At 70.2% G+C, this 17,329-nt stretch carries 13 protein-coding genes; 8 read left to right on the forward strand and 5 right to left on the reverse strand.

Annotated elements, in window-relative coordinates:
- Nucleotides 1-246: 246 nt before the first annotated feature.
- The 3 genes from rpoC to ACWGPF_RS08935 form a co-directional block, all read right to left on the reverse strand.
- Complete coding sequence (rpoC, locus tag ACWGPF_RS08925) at nucleotides 247-4,122, reverse strand: DNA-directed RNA polymerase subunit beta' (RefSeq protein ID WP_345439007.1); 3,876 nt, start codon at nucleotides 4,120-4,122, stop codon at nucleotides 247-249.
- A 41-nt stretch (nucleotides 4,123-4,163) separates the two neighbouring features.
- On the reverse strand, nucleotides 4,164-7,664 hold the full coding sequence (gene rpoB, locus ACWGPF_RS08930) for a DNA-directed RNA polymerase subunit beta (protein WP_345439005.1): 3,501 nt from the start codon (nucleotides 7,662-7,664) through the stop codon (nucleotides 4,164-4,166).
- Between the two features lie 513 nt (nucleotides 7,665-8,177).
- Nucleotides 8,178-9,338, reverse strand: a complete 1,161-nt coding sequence (locus ACWGPF_RS08935) for a benzoate/H(+) symporter BenE family transporter (RefSeq protein ID WP_452332488.1) — start codon at nucleotides 9,336-9,338, stop codon at nucleotides 8,178-8,180.
- 71 nt (nucleotides 9,339-9,409) lie between these two features.
- On the opposite strand from ACWGPF_RS08935, the gene ACWGPF_RS08940 reads away from it, so the two are divergent.
- The 3 genes from ACWGPF_RS08940 to ACWGPF_RS08950 all read left to right on the forward strand — a co-directional run bounded on the left by ACWGPF_RS08940 (nucleotide 9,410) and on the right by ACWGPF_RS08950 (nucleotide 11,434).
- Nucleotides 9,410-9,817 carry a GIY-YIG nuclease family protein gene (locus tag ACWGPF_RS08940; protein ID WP_452332499.1) on the forward strand — a complete coding sequence of 136 codons (408 nt, stop codon included), beginning with the start codon at nucleotides 9,410-9,412 and terminating at the stop codon, nucleotides 9,815-9,817.
- A 136-nt stretch (nucleotides 9,818-9,953) separates the two neighbouring features.
- The gene (locus ACWGPF_RS08945; protein WP_452332489.1) at nucleotides 9,954-10,814 is read left to right on the forward strand and encodes a spermidine synthase; all 861 of its coding nucleotides are present in this window, start codon (nucleotides 9,954-9,956) and stop codon (nucleotides 10,812-10,814) included.
- Nucleotides 10,815-10,906: 92 nt separating this feature from the next.
- The gene (locus tag ACWGPF_RS08950; protein ID WP_452332500.1) at nucleotides 10,907-11,434 is read left to right on the forward strand and encodes a hypothetical protein; all 528 of its coding nucleotides are present in this window, start codon (nucleotides 10,907-10,909) and stop codon (nucleotides 11,432-11,434) included.
- A gap of 46 nt (nucleotides 11,435-11,480) precedes the next feature.
- Here ACWGPF_RS08950 and erm read toward each other — a convergent pair whose 3' ends face one another.
- Entirely contained in the window at nucleotides 11,481-12,242 is a 762-nt protein-coding gene (gene erm, locus ACWGPF_RS08955) for a 23S ribosomal RNA methyltransferase Erm (RefSeq protein WP_452332490.1), read from the reverse strand.
- A gap of 251 nt (nucleotides 12,243-12,493) precedes the next feature.
- Here erm and ACWGPF_RS08960 point away from each other — a divergent pair, with 251 nt between their 5' ends.
- From ACWGPF_RS08960 to ACWGPF_RS08980, 5 genes are all read left to right on the forward strand, one after another.
- On the forward strand, nucleotides 12,494-12,982 hold the full coding sequence (locus ACWGPF_RS08960; protein ID WP_452332491.1) for a SprT-like domain-containing protein: 489 nt from the start codon (nucleotides 12,494-12,496) through the stop codon (nucleotides 12,980-12,982).
- 147 nt (nucleotides 12,983-13,129) lie between these two features.
- A complete protein-coding gene (locus ACWGPF_RS08965) occupies nucleotides 13,130-14,491 on the forward strand; it encodes an MFS transporter (protein ID WP_452332492.1) in 1,362 nt (453 codons plus the stop codon).
- Complete coding sequence (locus ACWGPF_RS08970) at nucleotides 14,488-15,243, forward strand: SDR family NAD(P)-dependent oxidoreductase (RefSeq protein WP_452332493.1); 756 nt, start codon at nucleotides 14,488-14,490, stop codon at nucleotides 15,241-15,243. The genes ACWGPF_RS08965 and ACWGPF_RS08970 overlap by 4 nt, the downstream gene beginning before the upstream one ends.
- Nucleotides 15,243-15,662 carry an RbsD/FucU domain-containing protein gene (locus tag ACWGPF_RS08975; protein WP_452332494.1) on the forward strand — a complete coding sequence of 140 codons (420 nt, stop codon included), beginning with the start codon at nucleotides 15,243-15,245 and terminating at the stop codon, nucleotides 15,660-15,662. Before ACWGPF_RS08970 ends, ACWGPF_RS08975 begins: the two co-directional genes overlap by 1 nt.
- Nucleotides 15,663-15,670: 8 nt before the next feature.
- On the forward strand, nucleotides 15,671-16,474 hold the full coding sequence (locus tag ACWGPF_RS08980) for an IclR family transcriptional regulator (RefSeq protein ID WP_452332495.1): 804 nt from the start codon (nucleotides 15,671-15,673) through the stop codon (nucleotides 16,472-16,474).
- Here the strand turns inward: ACWGPF_RS08980 and ACWGPF_RS08985 are convergent.
- A complete protein-coding gene (locus tag ACWGPF_RS08985) occupies nucleotides 16,471-17,163 on the reverse strand; it encodes a response regulator (protein ID WP_452332496.1) in 693 nt (230 codons plus the stop codon). The genes ACWGPF_RS08980 and ACWGPF_RS08985 overlap by 4 nt on opposite strands.
- Nucleotides 17,164-17,329: the final 166 nt, after the last annotated feature.

Here is a 17,329-nt window from a genome sequence, read left to right on the forward strand (position 1 = left end):
GGACCGTCCGCACCCGCCGCGCCGTCCGACGCCCCGTCAGGTCGGGCATCACCCGTACCGCGAATCGGACCCGTGCGCCAGGAGTCGTCTGGAGTGACCGACACGCGCACACCCGCCCCGGCCATCCGAGTGTCAGCCGCGCCCGCCGCAGCGACGCCGCCCCTGCCGCGCGACCCGGCGATCCGCCCGCAGACGCCGAGAGGCCCCGGGGCGGAACCCCGGGGCCTCTCGCGACTGCGCGTCAGGTCAGTTGTAGCTGCCCGGCGTGAAGTCGTCGGTCGTGAACGCGTCGAAGTCGACGAACGAGTAGTCGCCCTCCGCGTACGCGCCGTCGGACGCGAAGATGCGGTTGGGGTACCGCTCCGTCTTCGCCTCCTCCGTCGCCTCGACCACGACGTCCCGGTACTTCGAGAGCCCGGTGCCGGCGGGGATGAGCTTTCCGATGATGACGTTCTCCTTGAGACCGATCAGCGGATCGCGCTTGCCCTGCATGGCCGCCTCGGTGAGGACGCGCGTCGTCTCCTGGAACGACGCGGCCGACAGCCACGACTCCGTCGCGAGCGACGCCTTCGTGATGCCCATCAGCTCCGGACGACCAGACGCGGGGCGCTTGCCCTCGGCGATCGCCGCGCGGTTGATGTCCTGGTAACGGCGCATGTCGACCATCTCGCCGGGCAGCAGGTCGGTCTCGCCGTGGTCGACCACGGTGACCTTCCGCAGCATCTGGCGCACGATGACCTCGATGTGCTTGTCGTGGATCGGCACACCCTGCGAGCGGTACACGCCCTGCACGCCGCTCACGAGGTACTTCTGCACCTCGCGGGCGCCCTGCACGCGCATGATCTCCTTCGGGTCGCGCGTGCCGACCTGGATGGAGTCGCCCACCGTGACGTGCTGGCCGTCCTCGACGAGGAGGGTCGCACGCTTCAGGACGGGGTACACGACCGGCTCATCGCCGTTGTCGGGCGTGAGGATGACCTTCTTCTGCTTCTCGGTCTCCTCGATCGTGATGCGGCCGTCCGCCTCCGCGATGGGCGAGGCGCCCTTCGGGGTGCGGGCCTCGAACAGCTCCTGCACGCGGGGAAGACCCTGCGTGATGTCGTCCGCCGACGCCGAGCCACCGGTGTGGAACGTGCGCATCGTGAGCTGCGTGCCGGGCTCGCCGATCGACTGGGCCGCGATGATGCCGACGGCCTCGCCGATGTCGACGAGGTTGCCCGTCGCGAGCGAACGACCGTAGCAGCGTGCGCAGACGCCGACGGCCGAGTCGCAGGTGAGCACCGAGCGCACCTTGATCGAGCTGACGCCGGCCTCGACGAGGGCGTCGATGAGCACGTCGCCGACGTCCTGTCCGGCCTGGGCGAGGACGGTACCGTCCTCGGCGACCACGTCGACCGCGAGGCTGCGGGCGAACACCGAGTTCTCGACGTTCGCGTCGCGCACCAGCTCGCCCGAGGCGTCCGCCGCGGCGATCGGGTACTCGAGGCCCTTCGACGTGCCGCAGTCCTCCTCGCGGATGATGACATCCTGCGAGACGTCGACGAGACGACGCGTGAGGTAGCCCGAGTCGGCCGTACGGAGGGCCGTGTCGGCCAGACCCTTTCGGGCACCGTGCGTGGCGATGAAGTACTCCGCCACCGACAGCCCCTCGCGGTACGAGGAGATGATCGGGCGCGGGATGATCTCGCCCTTCGGGTTGTTCACGAGACCGCGGATACCCGCGATGTTGCGGATCTGCAGCCAGTTACCACGTGCACCCGACGACACCATGCGGTTGATGGTGTTGTCCTCGGGGAAGTTGGCGCGCATCTCCTTCTGGATCTCGTCGGTCGCCTCGGTCCAGATGCGGACGAGCTCCGTGCGGCGCTCCTCGTCGGTCGTGAGGCCCTTCTCGTACTGAGCCGTGACCTTGGCGGCCTGCTGCTCGTACTTCGCGACGATCTCGCCCTTGTTGGGGGGCGTGAGGATGTCGCTCAGCGCGACCGTGACACCCGAGCGGGTGGCCCAGTAGAAGCCGGCGTCCTTGATCTTGTCGAGCGTCTCGGCGACGACGACCTTCGGGTACTCCTCGGCCAGCTTGTTGACGATCTGCGAGAGCTTGCCCTTGTCGGCCTGCTCGCGCACGAAGGGGTAGCCCTTCGGCAGCTGGTCGTTGAAGATCGCCTGGCCGAGCGAGGTGTCCACGAGGCCGCGGGCCTCGTAGTCCTCGGGCGCCTGGCCCTCGAGGAAGGTCAGGCCGGGGACCTTGATGCGGACCTTCGCCTGGAGGTCGAGCGTGCCCTCCTCCTTGGCGAGCTGCGCCTCCCACACGGAGCCGAACACGCGGCCCTCGCCGACCGCGCCGTTCTTCAGCGTGGTCAGGTGGTGCAGGCCGATGATCATGTCCTGCGAGGGCAGGGTCACCGGACGGCCGTCCGAGGGCTTCAGGATGTTGTTCGAGGCGAGCATGAGGATGCGCGCCTCGGCCTGGGCCTCGACCGACAGGGGAAGGTGCACGGCCATCTGGTCGCCGTCGAAGTCGGCGTTGAACGCCGCGCAGACGAGCGGGTGGAGCTGGATGGCCTTGCCCTCGACGAGCTGCGGCTCGAACGCCTGGATGCCCAGACGGTGCAGCGTGGGCGCGCGGTTGAGGAGCACGGGGCGCTCGCGGATGATCTCCTCGAGCACGTCCCACACCTCGGGACGCGTGCGCTCGACGGCGCGCTTGGCGGCCTTGATGTTCTGCGAGTGGCCGAGGTCGATGAGGCGCTTGATCACGAACGGCTTGAACAGCTCGAGCGCCATCTGCTTGGGCAGACCGCACTGGTGGAGCTTGAGCTGCGGGCCGACGACGATGACCGAACGGCCAGAGTAGTCCACGCGCTTGCCGAGCAGGTTCTGGCGGAAGCGACCCTGCTTTCCCTTGAGCATGTCGCTCAGGGACTTCAGGGCGCGGTTGCCGGTTCCCGTGACGGGGCGGCCGCGGCGGCCGTTGTCGAACAGCGCGTCGACGGCCTCCTGCAGCATGCGCTTCTCGTTGTTCACGATGATCTCGGGCGCGCCGAGGTCGAGGAGGCGCCGCAGACGGTTGTTGCGGTTGATCACGCGGCGGTAGAGGTCGTTCAGGTCGCTCGTCGCGAAGCGGCCGCCGTCGAGCTGCACCATGGGGCGCAGCTCCGGCGGGATCACCGGGACGACGTCGAGCACCATCGCGGCCGGCGACATGCCGGTCGCGAGGAACGACGACACGACCTTGAGGCGCTTGATCGCGCGGATCTTGCGCTGGCCCTTGCCCTCGGCGATCTGGTTGCGCAGCGACTCGGCCTCCGCGGCCAGGTCGAACTCGGCGAGACGGCGCTGGATGGCCTCGGCGCCCATGTGGGCGTCGAAGTACTGGCCGAAGCGGTCCTGCAGCTCCTGGAAGACGTCGTCCTCCGCCTTGAGCTCGCCGACCTTGAGGGAGCGGAACTCCTCCCACATGCGCTCGAGCTTCGCGACCGACTCGTCCGCGCGCTTGCGGATGAGGGCCATCTCCTTCTCGGCCGCGTCGCGGACCTTCTTCTTCTGGTCGGCCTTGGCGTCCTCGGCCTCGAGCGCGGCGAGCTCCTCCTCCAGCTTCTGGAGGCGGGCGGCGATGCGGGCATCGCGGCGGTCGCCGAGGTTCTTGATCTCGAGACGCAGGTTGTTCTCGTGAGTCGGCATGTCGCGGTGACGCGCCTCCTCGTCGACCGAGATCACCATGTACGCGGCGAAGTAGATGACCTTCTCGAGGTCCTTCGGCGCCATGTCGAGGAGGTAGCCGAGGCGCGAGGGCACGCCCTTGAAGTACCAGATGTGCGTGACGGGCGCGGCGAGCTCGATGTGGCCCATCCGCTCGCGGCGCACGGAGCTCTTGGTGACCTCCACGCCGCAGCGCTCGCAGACGATGCCCTTGAAGCGCACGCGCTTGTACTTGCCGCAGGCGCACTCCCAGTCGCGGCTGGGGCCGAAGATCTGCTCTCCGAAGAGGCCGTCCTTCTCGGGCTTCAGCGTGCGGTAGTTGATGGTCTCGGGCTTCTTGACCTCGCCGAAGGACCAGCGACGGATGTCGTCGGCGGTGGCCAGGCCGATGCGAAGCTCATCGAAAGTTGTTGCGTCGAGCAATTGATTCTCCTGTTTGGAAATCTCTGTGTCGGCTGACCGGGTCAGATCTCGTCGATCGAGGCGGACTCGAAGCGGCTCGAGATGTTGATGCCGAGCTCCTCCGCTGCGCGGAAGGCCTCGTCATCGGTGTCGCGGAGGTTGATCGCCTGGCCGTCCGCCGAGAGGACCTCGACGTTCAGGCAGAGCGACTGCATCTCCTTCATGAGCACCTTGAACGACTCGGGGATGCCGGGCTCGGGGATGTTCTCGCCCTTGACGATGGCCTCGTACACCTTCACGCGGCCGAGGATGTCGTCCGACTTGACGGTGAGGAGCTCCTGCAGCGCGTACGCGGCACCGTAGGCCTCGAGGGCCCACACCTCCATCTCGCCGAAGCGCTGGCCGCCGAACTGCGCCTTCCCACCCAGCGGCTGCTGCGTGATCATCGAGTAGGGGCCCGTGGAGCGCGCGTGGATCTTGTCGTCCACGAGGTGGTGCAGCTTCAGGATGTACATGTAGCCGACCGAGATGGGAGCCGGGTAGGGCTCGCCCGTGCGGCCGTCGAACAGCTGCGCCTTGCCGGAGCTGCCGATGAGGCGGTCGCCGTCGCGCGTGACGTTCGTCGAGTCGAGTAGACCCGCGATCTCCGCCTCGTGCGCACCGTCGAACACGGGCGTCGCCACCTTCGTGCCGGGGGCGACCTCGCGGGCCTCCTCGGGCAGGTGGATGGCCCACTCGGGCTCGCCCTCGATCTTCCAGCCCTGCTTGGCGATCCATCCGAGGTGCGTCTCGAGCACCTGGCCGAAGTTCATTCGACCGGGGATGCCCATCGGGTTCAGCACGACGTCGAGCGGCGTGCCGTCCGCGAGGAACGGCATGTCCTCGACGGGGAGGATCTTCGCGATGACGCCCTTGTTGCCGTGACGGCCGGCGAGCTTGTCGCCCTCCGTGATCTTGCGCTTCTGGGCGATGTAGACGACGACGCGGCGGTTGACGCCCGAGCCGAGCTCGTCGTCGCCCTCCTCGGCGTTGAACTCCTTGACCGCGATGATCGTGCCCTGCTCGCCGTGGGGCACCTTGAGCGACGTGTCGCGGACCTCGCGGCTCTTCTCGTTGAAGATCGCACGGAGCAGGCGCTCCTCGGCCGAGAGCTCGGTCTCGCCCTTGGGCGTGACCTTGCCGACGAGGATGTCGCCGGGGCGGACCTCGGCGCCGATGCGGATGATGCCGCGCTCGTCGAGGTCCTTGAGGAGCTCGGGGCTGACGTTGGGGAGATCGCGCGTGATCTCCTCCTTGCCGAGCTTGGTGTCGCGGGCGTCGACCTCGTACTCCTCGATGTGGATCGAGGTGAGGGTGTCGTCCTTCACCAGGTTCTGGCTGAGGATGATGGCGTCCTCGAAGTTGTGGCCCTCCCACGACATGAACCCGACGAGGAGGTTCTTGCCGAGCGCGAGCTCGCCGTTCTCCGTCGCGGGGCCGTCCGCGATGACCTCGCCGACCTCGACGCGCTCGCCGACGTTGACGATGGCGCGCTGGTTGTAGCAGTTGCCCTGGTTCGAGCGGTCGAACTTGCGCAGGAAGTAGTCGCGGCGTCCGCCCTCGTCCAGCTGGACGGAGACGTAGTCGCTCGTGACATCCGACACGACGCCCGCCTGGTCGGCGATGATCGAGTCGCCCGCGTCGACGGCCGCGTAGCCCTCCATGCCCGTGCCGACGAGCGGCGACTCGGCGACGAGGAGCGGGACGGCCTGACGCTGCATGTTCGCGCCCATGAGGGCGCGGTTCGCGTCGTCGTGCTCGAGGAACGGGATGAGCGAGGTGCCGACCGACACCATCTGGCGCGGCGAGACGTCCATGTAGTCGATCTCGGCAGCCGTGATGAGGTCGACCTCGCCCGAGCCGCCGCGCTGACGCGCGAGCACGCGCTCGTCGGCGAAGGTGCCGTCCTGCGCGAGCACGGCGTTCGCCTGGGCGACGTTGAAGCGCGTCTCCTCGGCGGCCGTCAGGTAGTCGATGTCGGTCGTGACGCGGCCGTCGACGACGCGGCGGTACGGCGTCTCGATGAAGCCGAACGCGTTGATGCGCGCGAACGACGCGAGCGAGCCGATGAGGCCGATGTTCGGGCCTTCCGGCGTCTCGATGGGGCACATGCGGCCGTAGTGCGAGGGGTGCACGTCGCGGACCTCGACGCCCGCGCGGTCGCGCGAGAGGCCGCCGGGGCCGAGCGCCGACAGGCGGCGCTTGTGGGTCAGACCCGCGAGCGGGTTGTTCTGGTCCATGAACTGCGACAGCTGCGAGGTTCCGAAGAACTCCTTGATCGCGGCGACGACGGGGCGCACGTTGATCAGGGTCTGCGGCGTGATCGCCTCGATGTCCTGGGTGGTCATGCGCTCGCGGACGACGCGCTCCATGCGCGACAGACCCGTGCGGACCTGGTTCTGGATGAGCTCGCCGACGGCGCGGATGCGGCGGTTGCCGAAGTTGTCGATGTCGTCGACCTCGATGCGCAGGTCGACGATCTCGCCGCCCTTGCGGACGCCCTCGAACGTCTCGTCGCCGCGGTGCAGGCGGACGAGGTACTTGATCGTCGCGACGATGTCCTCGACCGTGAGCACCGAGTCGCCGAGCGGCTTGTCGATGCCGAGCTTCTGGTTCAGCTTGTAGCGGCCGACCTTCGCGAGGTCGTAGCGCTTGGGGTTGAAGTAGAAGTTGTCGAGCAGCGAGCGCGCGGCCTCTGCCGCCACCTGCTCGCCCGGACGCAGCTTGCGGTAGATGTCGCGGAGCGCCTCCTCCTGCGTGAGGATGGTGTCCTTCGCGAGGGTCTCCTCGATCGAGGCGATGCCGGCGAACTCCTCGAGGATGTCGTCGCTCGAGAGGCCGAGGGCCTTGAGGAACACCGTGACCGACTGCTTGCGCTTGCGGTCGATGCGCACGCCGACCTGGTCGCGCTTGTCGATCTCGAACTCGAGCCAGGCGCCGCGGCTGGGGATGATGCGCGACGAGACGATGTCCTTGTCGGAGGTCTTGTCGGGCGTCTTGTCGAAGTACACGCCGGGCGAGCGGACGAGCTGGGACACGACGACACGCTCGGTGCCGTTGATGATGAACGTGCCCTTGTCGGTCTGCAGCGGGAAGTCGCCCATGAAGACCGTCTGCGTCTTGATCTCACCGGTCTGGTGGTTCATGAACTCGGCCTCGACGTAGAGCGGGGCCGCGTAGGTCTTGCCGCGGTCCTTGCACTCCTCGATCGTGTACTTCTCGGGCTCGAGGTAGGGGTTCGTGAACGAGAGCTGCATCGTCTCGCTCAGGTCCTCGATGGGCGAGATCTCCTCGAAGATCTCGTCGAGGCCGCTCCGCTCGGGCACGTCCGTGCGGCCGGCGGCCTTGGCCTCGGCGACGCGCGCCTTCCAGGCCTCGTTGCCGACGAGCCAGTCGAACGACTCGGTCTGCAGCGCCAGCAGGTCGGGGACCGTGAGCGTGTCGGAGATCTTGGCGAACGAGAGGCGGGATGCTCCGCGTCCGTTCTTCGGTGTGGTGGTGGATGCGTTGCGCGCAGCAGCCAAGGGGAAAACCTCCATGAGCCCCGCTCGCGGGGCCGCTAGATTCCTTGTCGACAGGTGAGGTGCGCCGACGGTCTATCCTGTGAATCGCACGCCGCTATCTGCGGGGAGTCACGGGATCCAGCCGACCACCATATGAAGGCATGGAAAACCCATCGGAGCGCAAATATCGACTATAGCCGCTCTGACGCGCCACGGCAAGCCGAATCCTTGACCTCGGCACGCCCCTCCGGTATAACCGCGCGCGGCCGGCATCCGGCGGCGCTGTTCGCGCCGTGCCCCGCCCCTCACGCTTCGCGCTTCGCCCCTCGCCAGGCGCGCTTCGCCAGGCGCGCTTCGCCAGTGCGGATGTCGGGCCCGCGCCGCTTCGCCAGTGCGGAAGTCGGGCAAAAGGCCCCGAATGACGCACATCCGCACTGGCGAATCTGCGACCGACGCACATCCGCACTGACGAACAACGTGCCGCGCACCCACCACCGCCCACGCGCCGCAACGCACCCACGCAGCGTCCGGGCGTCATCGGCGGATGGCGAGGGTCGCGTGGACGACGATGCCGGCGGCGAGCGCCCAGAACGCCGCGCCGATCCCGAATGCCGACACCCCGCTCGCAGCGACGAGGAACGTGACGACGGCGGACTCCCTGTCGCCGCGCTCCGCGCTCGCAACCGCGCCCGTGAGCGAGGCGCCGAGCGTCGGGACGAGCGCGAGCCCCGCGACCGCGGCGAGAACGGAGGGCGCCGCACCCGTGAGCGTCGTGAGCGCCGTCGCGATCGCGGCGAGTCCGAGGTACACGACCGCGGCGACGCGCACCGCGCGCCAGCGCTGCCCGGCGTCCGGATGGGCATCGGGAGACGCGGCGAGCGCGGCCGTGATGGCGGCGAGGTTGATGGCGTGGCCCCCGAACGGCGCGCCCACGATCGTGCCGATGCCCGTGACCGCCATCGACTCGCGCCAGGGCGCGCGGTAGCCGAACGACGAGAGCACGGCGACGCCCGGGACGTTCTGGGAGGCCATCGTCACGACGTAGAGCGGCAGCGCGATGCCGACGACGGCGCTCGCCGACAACGTCGGCGCGGTGAGGTCGAGGACGGGCAGGATGGGCCCCTGCACTCCCCCGCCGAGGACGGCGTGCACGCCCAGCACGGCGAGGCCGACCGCGAAGGCGGCCGGAGACGCCCCGCGCGGCGCGATGCGCAGCAGCACGAGCCAGACGACGACGATCGGGAGCACCGAGAGCGGGTCGTCGACCACCCCGCGGACGGGTGCGAGGCACAGCGGCACGAGCACGCCGGCGAGCATCGCCTGCGCGATCGGCGCGGGGATGGCCGCGACGAGGCGCGCGAGGCGCGGCCAGAGCCCCGTGAGGACGATGAGCGCGCCCGCGACGGCGAAGGCGCCGACGGCGGCCGGCCATCCGCCCTCCGGCACGGCGCCCGCCGCGAGAAGCGCCGCGCCCGGCGTCGACCATGCGAGCACGACGGGGAGGCGCGTGCGCTGAGCGAGCCACAGCATGCCGAGCGCCTGCGTCAGACACAGCGCGACGAGGCCGCTCGCGGCCTGCACGGGCGTCGCGCCCACCGCCTGGAGGCCCGCGAGCACGACCGCCGATGAGCTCGCGAACCCGACGAGCGCGGTGGTGACTCCCGCGAGCACGACGCGGCCGCGATCATCCGTCATGCCGCCAGCGTAGGGGCGCGCGGTGTCGCGGATGTTTCGATGTCGGCGGCCGGCCGTAGCCTGGCGCCGTGATGGGGATGGCCGAGCCGTGCGCCTTCTGCGGCGAACCCGACCGCGTGCGCGCCGGCGGGCGCGCGGCGTGTGCCGCGTGCGGATGGGTCGTGGGCGACGTGCCCGACCACGACCTGCCGCCGCCGCGCGTCGAGGTCGTCTACTACGTCCGCTACGCCGACCGCATCAAGATCGGGACGACCGCCGATCCACGGCGGCGGCTGAGGGTCATCCGGCACGACGAGCTGCTCGCGTTCGAGCGCGGCGGGCGGCCGGTCGAGCAGGCACGGCACGCGCGCTTCGCCCACCTCCGCGAGGGCGGCGAATGGTTCACGGCGGCGCCGGACCTGCTCGCGCACATCGCGACGCTCGGCGGGGAGCCGTGGCGGCGGCACGCCCGTTGGCTCGCGGCAGCCTACCGGCGGTGACAGGCGCCGCGCCCCGGTGACAGGCGCCGCGCGCCCGGGCCGGGCCAGCGCGACGCGAGCCAGCGCGACGCAAGCCGGCGCGACCCAAGCCAGCGCGACGCGAGCCGCGCGGCGCGCGACGCGAGAGGATGGGCGCATGGGACGGCAGCGACGCGACGCGCACGACGAACCGCAGGCGAGGCTGTCGGATGGCGCGATCGCCCGCATCGCGCCGGGCGAGTTCGGCGGCGGCTGGGAGCTGATCGTCGACGGCACGCCGCAGTCGCACGTCGATCTCGACGACCCCTCCCACCTCCACTTCGAGTACGTGGCGCGCATGGGAGCCGTCATCGACCAGCTGCCCTCCGGGCCCCTCACGGCCGTGCACCTCGGCGGGGGAGGGCTGACCATCCCGCGCTACATCGCCCACACGCGACCCGGCTCCCGCCAGCAGGTGGTCGAGCTCGAGCAGGCGCTCGTCGACCTCGTGCGCGAGCACCTCCCCCTGCCGCGCGGAGCGGCCATCCGCGTGCGCATCGGCGACGCTCGCGCCGGCGTCGCACGCCTCCCCGACAGCATGACGGGGTCGGTCGATCTGCTCGTCTCCGACGTGTACTCGGGCGCGCAGACGCCCGCGCACCTCACGACGATCGAGTTCTACCGCGAGGCGGCGGCCCTCCTCGCTCCCGCCGGCGTCCTCCTCGTCAACGTCGCGGACGGCGCGGAGCTCGCCTTCGCACGTCGTCAGGTGGCGACCATCCGCGAGGTGCTGCCGCACGTCGTCGTGCTCGCCGAGGTGCAGGTGCTGAAGGGCCGCCGGTTCGGCAACCTCGTCGTCGCGGCGTCCGCCGCTCCGCTCCCCACCGAGTGGCTGCCCCGTCTCATGGCAGCGGGCCCGCACCCCGCGAAGGTGGCCGAGGGGCGCGAGATCGACGCCTTCGTGCGCGACGCCGTGCCCGCGACCGATGCCGATGCGACCGCGTCGCCCAAGCCCTCGGCGACGCTCTTCGAGCGGTAGGTGCCGATCCCGACGTGCCCGGTGTGCCGGGCGGGATGATCGCGCGACGGCATGCACACTGGATGGGCGACCGCGCGGAAGGGACCAGGGAATTGAGCTTCATCCACGGATACGACCCCGAGACCCTTCGAGAGATCGTCGACCCGGCGGAGTGCCGAGAGCGCCTCGCGGAGATCGGCGTGCAGCGCAGCCTGCCGGCGCTCCTCGAGAGGGTGTGGCTGCTCAAGGTGCTCGGCGAGCTCGACGAGGCGCTGTCCATCGCCGAGCAGGCCGTGCGCGTCGCGCGGATGGCCGGCACGCGCAAGGACCTCCTGCGTGCCCGCGTGCTGCACGCCACCGTCCAGCAGTTCCGGAGAGCGTACTCCGCGGCCGAGCACGAGCTGTCGACGTGCGTCGAGGAGGCCGAGGGGCAGGGCTGGGCCGGGATCGCCGCCTTCGCGCTGCAGCACCGCGGCAAGACCCGCTTCGACTCGGGCGACTACGACGGCGCGCGTCGCGACTTCAAGCGCGTGCTGTTCCTCCGTCAGGAGATGAACGCACCCGACGACCAGCTCGAGGCGACGATGGCCGCCGTCGAGGCCGCCGAGCTGCGACGCTCCCGCTCGGCTGTCGCCAGCTGACGTCGACGTGCGGAGAGCCCGTCGCACGGGCCCTCCGCACACGCGCTCACCGGCGGGCGGCCTCCCACAGCGTTGCCCATGCCTCCGGGCCGAGGTCCCGCGGAAGGGCCCTCGGATCCACGCCCGCACCGCGCAGCGCCCGCGCGAGGTCGGCGCGGCGCGCCCCGGTCGCGCGGTGCGCGATGTCGGCGACGCCCTGTCCTCGACCGGCGAAGACGAGGCCCGCGAAGCGCTCGTAGGCGCGGCGGTGCGCCGTCGCGACGAGAGGTTGCGGACGGCGCGAGATGGACAGGAGACCGCCGTCGACGGCGGGGCGCGGCACGAACCCCGCCGCAGGCACGCGACCGTGCAGCGCGAAGCGGAACCATGGAGCCGCCTGGGCGGTCATGAGCGTCGCCCCGCCGACCCCGGCGCGCTTGCGGGCGACCTCCCACTGCGTGAGCAGGATGGCGTCGCGCCAGCCGGGCTGTCCGAGGAGGCGGCGCAGGATCGGGGTCGTGAGGTGGAACGGCACGTTGCCGACCACGACCGGCACGTCGAGCGGATGGCGCAGCACGTCGCCGTGCATGGCGCGCACGCCGCCGATCCGAGCGAGCCCGTCCAGCCGGGTCTCGTCGATCTCGAGCGCGGTGACGGACCGCCCGAGGCGAGCGAGCCGTCGGGTGAGGGCGCCGTCGCCGGCGCCGATCTCGAGGACCGGGCCGTCGACGGCGTCGACGAGACGGACCATCCGCTCGATGGTCGGCGTGTGGATGAGGAAGTTCTGTCCGAGTTCATGGCGTCCGCCATGACGGGAACGAGGTCGCATGAGAGCACTCCTGAAGACGATTCGGAGCACCCGGGCATCGGGTCGAGGTGACGCGCGTCCGGGTGCGGAGACATCCGGATCGACGGCGCGCGGCGCAAGCGGGGCGCGCCGTCAGGCGCGGCGCTCGCGAACAGCCCAGAAGCACACCGCCGGTGCGCTGCACAGAGTTCCCATGGCCATCAGCGTAGGCGGGGGCGCGCCGCACGTCGAGCTGAGCCGGGGTGTCGGCGGTCGCGCCTAGCATCGCAAGCATGTCGGATCTGCAGCGCGTCGCGCGATGGGCCGAGGCGCTCATCGCCCTCCACCTCGACGAGTCGTGGACGTTCGGCTTCGACAACGCCAAGCGCCGCGCCGGCCAGTGCGACTACACGCGGCGCCGCATCACGGTGTCGCGCTACCTCGCCGCACGCTACGACGACGACGTCAACCACCAGACGCTGCTGCACGAGGTCGCGCACGCCCTCGCCGGACGCGCGGCGGGCCACGGCCCGCAGTGGAAGCGCATCGCGCGCAACCTCGGCTACGTCGGCGGCACGACGCACGACGGCGAGACCGCGACCGAGCTCGCGCCCTGGGTGGGCTCGTGCCCGTCCGGTCACGTCGTCTACCGGCACCGCCGCCCGACGCGGGCATCGTCGTGCGTGCGGTGCGCGCCCACGTTCGACCGACGGTTCCTGCTCAGCTGGACGCGACGGGAGATCACGGCCGCCGACCGGGAGGCGGCGCGCACACCCCGATAGCGCGCATCCTCGGCGAGCTCGGCGGACGGCCGTGCGACGATCTCGCCTGCTTCGCGCGCACCCTTTTGGAGTGCATTTATTGCACTAGGTGTGCATATATTGTTACGGTGTCTGGGTTCGCTATCGACAGATGCCAAAGGAGTCTCCATGTCGATTCAGCTCACGCCGGACGATCACACCGCGTCCGCAGTCCGGAAGGCACGGCGCCGGATCCTGCCGCTGGTCTGCGTGCTCTACTTCATCGCCTACCTGGATCGCAACAACGTGGGGTTCGCGCGCGAAGCGATGAGCGAGGACATCGCGCTCACCAGCACGGCCTTCGGACTCGGGGCAGGACTGTTCTTCATCGGGTACACCCTGTTCGAGGTGCCGAGCAACGCAGGGATGCACCGGTTCGGTGCGCGACGGTGGATCTCGCGCATCCTCATCCCGTGGGGCGTGCTGGCCATGGGGATGGCGCTCGTCGTGGACGAGACCTCCTTCTACGTCATCCGCCTGCTGCTGGGGGTCGCGGAAGCCGGGTTCTTTCCGGCGGTGGTGTACTACTTCACGCTCTGGTTCCCCGTCCGTCAACGCGCGACGATCCTCGGAGCCTTCGTCCTCGCTCAGCCCATCGCGAACATGCTGGGCGCGCCGTTGAGCGGCCTGCTGCTCGGCATGGACGGCCTGTGGGGATTGCACGGTTGGCAGTGGATGTACCTCATCCAGGGTCTCCCCGCTGTGCTGTTCGGGATCGCCACTCCCTTCCTCCTCACCGACCGGCCGTCTCAGGCCCGTTGGCTCGACGACGAGGAGAAGCGCGCGCTCGACGCCGCGATCGATGCGGACGCGACCACCGTCGCCGAAGCTCCCGGCTCGTTCCTTCGCGCTCTGCGTGACCGTCGCGCCCTGGTGTACGCGCTGCTGAACTTCGGGATGGTCCTCGGGATCTACGGCCTGGCGTTCTGGCTGCCGACGATCGTCGGGGAGATGGGCGACTTCACCGATCTGCAACGCGGATTCATCGTCGCGATCCCCTACGCCGGCGGCGCACTCTTCGTGGTGTGGTGGGGGCGTCGCGCGGATCGCACGGGCAAGCGAGCGCGCCACGTCGCTCTGAGCCTCGCCGTCGCCGCGATCGGACTGCTCGGCGCGGGCTACACCCTGGCCGCCTCCCCTGTCATCGCGATGGGGTTCCTGACTCTCGCGGCGATCGGGATCTACACCGCGATCGGTCCGATGCTCTCGATGCCGGCGAGCCTGTTCTCCGGCGCCGCCGCCGCAGCGGGGATCGGGCTGGTGAACGCCGTCGGCAACATCGGCGGGTTCGTCTCCCCCTTCGTCGTGGGCGCTCTGACGGAGCTGACGGGAGGGACCCAGGCGGCGCTGTGGTTCCTTGCGATCGCTCTGGCGGCGACCTCGGCGGCAACCCTCCTGTACGCCGGCCGACGGCCCGAGGGCGACACCGGCCTCGCGCTGACGACCGCGGCCGCACAGACCTCTTCCCGGAACGAAGGAGAAACAGCATGACCGACCTCGACGGAACGATCGCCCTCATCAGCGGTGGCGGTATCGGAATCGGCGCGGGAATCGCCGAGCGTCTCGCCGCTCGCGGCGCGCGCATCATCGTGACCTACCGCTCCCATCGGCCCGACCCCGACCTTCTGGATCGGCTCTCGCACCCCGGCGGCGAGCCCGCGCTCGCCGTCCCCGTCGATCTGACCGACGAAGAGCAGGTGGCGGCGCTCGGGGAGCGGATGGCCGACGACATCGGCCGAGTCGACATCCTCGTCCATAACGCGGGCGGACTCGTCCAGCGCTCGCCGCTCTCGGAGATGTCCTACTCCCTGTTCCGGCAGGTTCAGGCGGTGAACGTCGACAGCGTGTTCCTGCTCACCCGCCAGCTGCTCCCGCTGATGGTCGAGGGAGGCAGGATCGTCATCGTCAGCTCGCTCGCGGCGCGCAACGGCGGACATGCCGGTGCCACCGCCTACGCGACAGCGAAGTCCGCGCTGTTCGGATTCACGCGGGGGCTGTCGAAGGAGCTCGCGTCTCGAGGGATCACGGTCAACGCCGTCGCGCCCGGATTCATCGAGGCAACGCCGTTCCACGACACCTTCACGACGGCGGATTCCAAGCGCGAGACCATCAAGATGATCCCGGTCGGCAGAGCGGGCACGCCGGCCGACGTGGCCTCCGCGGTCTCCTGGCTCGCCTCCCCCGACACCGCGTTCATCACGGGCGCGGTGATCGACGTCAACGGCGGACAGCAGTTCAGCTGATGATGCGATCACCGATCATCCATCCCGATGTCCTGCGCGCGCTCGCCGTGGCCGGCCACAAGTCCCTCATCGTGATCGCGGACGCGCACTTCGCCGGGCAGACGAACCGCGGGCGGAACGCCGCCCTGGTCCACGCCGCCCTCGCGCCCGGCTCCCCCACCGTCACCGAGACGGCTCGCCTCATCGGCGGCCTGCTCACGGTCGAAGCCGTCGTCGCGATGCGGCCGCCATCGCCCGACCTCGGTGTCGTGGCTCAGGAAGTGGCGCGCGCTTTCGACTGCGCCGAGCCGGACGAGGTCTCACGCGAGCAGTTCACCGCGCTCAGCCGGTCCGACGACACCGTGCTCTGCGTCGTCACGGGCGACACCCGGCGGTTCGCGAACGTGATCCTCCGAGTGGGGGTGACGCCTGCGGCATGATGGCATGCATGAGCACGACCGTCTCGCGCGCCATCGACATCCTCGAACTGTGCAGCGCGGAGCCGAGGTCGGCAGCGGAGATCGCCGAGATCCTCGGGGTCCACCGCACGACGGTGCTGCGCACGCTCCTCCCGCTGCAGGACGCAGGTTTCGTCCGGCAGACGAGCCCGGGGGTGTTCGGCACGGGATTCCGGCTGGCCGCCCTCGCACGCACGGCGATGGAGCACTTCGACCTCCGCGGCATCGCCCACCCGCATCTGCGGGCACTCGGTCAGGCACTCGGGCTCACGGTGCAGTTCGCGATCGCGGACGGTGATCGGATCCGATACGTCGACAAGGTGGAGCCGCGCGATTCCATCGTCCTCAACACCGAGATCGGCGGAGATGTCACCGTCAACACGGCGGGCGTCGCCAAGGCGATCCTCGCGTACCTGCCGAGCGCACGACGCAAGCGCATCCTGGACCGGACGTCCTTCGACGCCTACACCGAACGGACCCTCACCGACCGTGCAGCATATGAAAGGGTCCTGACCCGCGTGCAGGAACGCGGCTGGGCCTTCGACGACGGCGAGTTCGACGAGCTGTCCAACTGCATCGCAGCACCTGTGTGGGATCACGCCGGTCAGGTCGCCGGCGCGGTGTCGATCACCGACTTCCGGACGCGTCAGAACACCGACGAGCTGCAGCGGCTCCTCCCCTCTCTGCTCGCCACTGCGGAGGCGATCAGCCTCGATCTCGGATGGCGTCCGCCCCAGGGGAGTGATGCGGACGTCGATCTGGTCGTCCCCCGCGGCGGGAAGGCGGAGAGCTAGGAGTCCTTGCGGCGGTACTCCAGCTCGGGTCGGCCTCGGCCGCCGTGCCGGGGCGAGCGGATGGCCGTGCCTCCGTCAGCGAGGAACTCCAGATACCGCCGCGCCGTGACACGCGACAGCCCCAGTACCTCCGCGACCTCGCTCGCCGACCGTCCGTCAGCGCCGAGCAGGGCGCTCACGGCATCGAGCGTCTCGGGTGAGAGCCCCTTCGGGAGCCCGGGGGTGTTCGACGTGCGCAGCGCCGCGAACGCCGTGTCGACGTCGCGCTGGCTGAGGGACGACGCCGACGACCGCATCCGCTCCGCGTACTCCCGGTAGGCGCGCAGCTTCGCGGCGAACACCTCGAACGTGAAGGGCTTGATGAGGTACTGCACGACGCCGACCGCGACCGCCGCGCGGACGGCGTCGAGTTCGCGGACCGCGGTCACGGCGACGACGTCGACGACGATGCCGGCGGCGCGCAGCTCGCGGCACAGTTCGAGGCCGTGGCCATCGGGCAGGTTGAGGTCGAGCAGCAGCAGCTGGATGCGGTCGGTCGTGCCGTAGACGTCGCGGATGGCGCGGCGCGTGTCGGCGATCGTGTGCGCCGTGCCGGCGAGCGCGAAGCCGGCCATCCGCTCGACATACGCGCCGTGCGCCGCCGCCGTGCGCGGATCATCCTCCACGACGAGCACCCGGATGGCGTTCATCGCCCGTCCTCCTCGGCGCCCGCCCGGGTGCCGTCGGGCCCGTCCGTCCCCGTCGCCACCTCGCCCGGCCTCTCCTCGCCCGGGTCGCACTTTCCGTCCTCAACCGGCACCCCCGGGACGGGAACTGCAACCCGGGCGAGAGACGAGCCGACCCCCACCCCGACCG

Source organism: Microbacterium sp. NPDC055683 (assembly GCF_053617895.1).